The 2,532-nt window shown below is 63.0% G+C and carries 4 protein-coding genes; 3 read left to right on the top strand and 1 reads right to left on the bottom strand.

Annotation, left to right across the window (positions count from 1 at the left end; translation table 11 throughout):
- Positions 1 to 204: 204 nt before the first annotated feature.
- On the bottom strand, positions 205 to 846 hold the full coding sequence (locus tag ACRCSW_RS21365; RefSeq protein ID WP_438707670.1) for a TetR/AcrR family transcriptional regulator: 642 nt from the start codon (positions 844 to 846) through the stop codon (positions 205 to 207).
- 148 nt (positions 847 to 994) lie between these two features.
- On the opposite strand from ACRCSW_RS21365, the gene ACRCSW_RS21360 reads away from it, so the two are divergent.
- The 3 genes from ACRCSW_RS21360 to ACRCSW_RS21350 all read left to right on the top strand — a co-directional run.
- Complete coding sequence (locus ACRCSW_RS21360) at positions 995 to 1,708, top strand: NAD-dependent epimerase/dehydratase family protein (protein WP_438707669.1); 714 nt, start codon at positions 995 to 997, stop codon at positions 1,706 to 1,708.
- 76 nt (positions 1,709 to 1,784) lie between these two features.
- Positions 1,785 to 2,189 (top strand): DUF6463 family protein, encoded by a 405-nt coding sequence (locus ACRCSW_RS21355; protein ID WP_438707668.1) that lies wholly within the window; start codon positions 1,785 to 1,787, stop codon positions 2,187 to 2,189.
- An 89-nt stretch (positions 2,190 to 2,278) separates the two neighbouring features.
- Positions 2,279 to 2,532, top strand: a 254-nt coding sequence (locus ACRCSW_RS21350) for a hypothetical protein (RefSeq protein WP_438707667.1), incomplete at its 3' end; no start/stop codon positions are given.

The following is a 2,532-nucleotide window of genomic DNA, read 5'->3' as shown; positions in this document are numbered from 1 at the left end:
ACAATTAAAGACGCTGGCCCGCGGCTCAGAACCTTGTGTGCGGCTTGACCTGACAAACTTGCTGCATGCCGCACTAACGGCCGGTCTGGCGAAGCTGCACCGCAAAATCACATCAGGGCCGGGCGGCAGCTATGGGCCGCCACTCTCGTTTCAACTGGAAAGAGTTTGAATCTTGTTTGCGCCTCGCAGCCGACGGCGATGCGTTCATGGTGTTGCGGGCCTCTCAGCTGGAGGGTCTACACGCAGATCGCCTGCCGCCATCGCGGACTTCTGCCGCTGCGCCTCGCGGATGGCGATGTCCACCGTGGTCATGAACGCCCTGTCATCTGCCAGCTCGGGCGTGTACTGGCGCACGGTGTAAAGGCCGAGCAGGGCTACATAGACGGCCTTGGCAAGCTGTTCGGCTACCTCCCGCGGTGCGCCCACAAGCACGAACTCTTCTGTCACGTGGGAAATCCGGCTCGCGTCGACCTCTCGCACGGTCTCGCGCGGCAAGGTGTCGGTCGCGGCCCACGCGCGCAGCGCGCATTCTGCCGTGGCGACGTCCAGCAGACCGGCATGAGGCATGAGCGAGACTTCTGCGAGCGCCCTCAGCCGCTCTTCGGGGGTCTCAGGCAGCCGCGTCGCGTCAATCAGGCTCTGCGTCAGGTCGCGCCTCCAGAAGTCGACAATGGCCTGAAGGAGTTCGTCCCGGTTGGCGAACCGCCAGTAGAATGGCCCTTTGCTGATACCAAGCGCGGTCGCAAGTTTTTCGACCTTCACCGCCTCGATACCGCCCGACATCAGCGCTGACATGCCCGCAACAACCCAGTCTTCCCTTGAGGGGCCTTCCGTCTTCCGCGCCATTCCTTACCTCGACGTCGCCTGCAGCATCGAGCCTAGCAGTTCTATACGGTTCCGTATAGACATTAGATGGTCCCGCGAGTATACGATGCCGTATAGAATGTAGAATCAACGCATTCGATCGTTAGGGAGCAGGAACTTGAGAGGCAGGATGTTCGTCGCAGGCGCCTTTGGCGCGATCGGGATGCGACTGGTGCCGATGTTGCTGGCCGATGGCTGGACTGTCATGGGCATGACCCGCTCCCGCCAACGGGCGGAGAGCATGCAAGGCCTTGGCGTCGCGGCGGTGCAAGCCGACGCTTCTGATGCCGACAGTGTCCGGTCCGCAGTCTGTGACTTCGGCCCGGATTTGCTGATGCATCAGCTGACCGATCTGCCGCGCGATCTTTCGAAGCTCGATGACCGGGCGCTGGAGCGGAACGCCGCTTTGCGAAAGCACGGCACGCGCAACCTGGTCGATGCTGCCGAGGCGGCCGGCGTCACCCGGATCATCGCGCAAAGCATCGCCTTCGACTACGCGCCGGGCCGCAAGCCCTATCGCGAAACTGATCTGCTGGCGGGCAGACTGCCATCGGCTTCGCCCAGCTCTCTTGGCGTCATCAGCCTTGAGGATCAGGTCACATCATCCCCAATCCCCTCGGTCATCTTGCGGTATGGCAGGCTTTATGGCCCGGGCACTGGTTCTGACCGGCCCTGGGGGCCAGCCGCTGTCCACATTGACGCAGCGGCCCACGCAGCGGCCTTGTGTGCCCGGATCGAAGTGGCGGGCGTCTACAACATTGCCGAGCGCGATGGAGAGGTCGACACGACCTGTGCCGAAGATCAGCTCGGCTGGAATGCCAACTGGAGACCTCCGGTCGGTTGATACGGTCAGGGATGCTGCATCGGCCCACATCGCCGAACGGCTTGGTCATGACATCATGAATAGAAAGGAAAACAGGATGCTGAGACTGTCTGCCTGGGGGATCATTGCGCTCTCGGTCCTCCACATGATCGTGCTGGGCTACGATGCGGCCAACCATGCGGCGAGCGCAGTGAAGGGCGATCTCTGGACCTGGGAGCATTGGGGGCCGGTCGCCGGCCAGCGGCCCGACCTGGTGCTCACCGGCTTCGCCTTCTGGTCGACGATCGGCAGCTTCGCCGTGCCGCTGGGTGTTCTTGGCGCGCTCATTCTCTGGATGGACCGGCAGGGCATCCGTGTGCCTGCATTCGTGGGCTTTGCCCTTCTGGCCTGGACGGCTCTCTCCACCATCCTGATGCCCCCCAGCGGTTTTCCAGTCGCTCTGCTGGTCGCGGCGGCATTGTGCCTGGCCCTGACACGTGGCCACCGCAACCTCAAGGACTGAAGGCTGACGGCGTGTGGACGAAACAACCATGGGCCTGACTTCGGCTTTGCCCTCTGGGGCAGGCGGCACTATCGGAAAGGCAACTCTCGATGATCAGATGGGCAGGATGGCTTATCGTGTTCTATGGCACCGCGCACACCTTGGGTGCCTTGACCCTCGAAGGCGCCGCAGGACATGCAGGCGCTTGGTTCAGCGGAGAACTGTGGGGCGAAGACTTCTCGGCGATGAGCGCTGCCGGCACCGCCTACTGGTTCAGCCTCGCCAGCTTTGGCGTGCCGCTGACGCTCATCGGACTTGTGGTCTTGTGGATGGGCCGTCGGGGGATCGTTCCGCCGCCGTTTCT

The sequence above is a fragment of the Tabrizicola sp. genome (genome assembly GCF_051645465.1).
Classification (GTDB): domain Bacteria; phylum Pseudomonadota; class Alphaproteobacteria; order Rhodobacterales; family Rhodobacteraceae; genus Tabrizicola.
Note: the sequence above shows the minus strand (reverse complement) of the source record. Positions and strands in the feature narration are given on the sequence as shown.

Coding starts and splice junctions, on each gene's coding strand:
- ACRCSW_RS21355 (WP_438707668.1), top strand. CDS start 1,785: ATGCTGAGACTGTCTGCCTGGGGGATCATTGCGCTCTCGGTCCTCCAC.
- ACRCSW_RS21365 (WP_438707670.1), bottom strand. CDS start 846: ATGGCGCGGAAGACGGAAGGCCCCTCAAGGGAAGACTGGGTTGTTGCG.
- ACRCSW_RS21360 (WP_438707669.1), top strand. CDS start 995: ATGTTCGTCGCAGGCGCCTTTGGCGCGATCGGGATGCGACTGGTGCCG.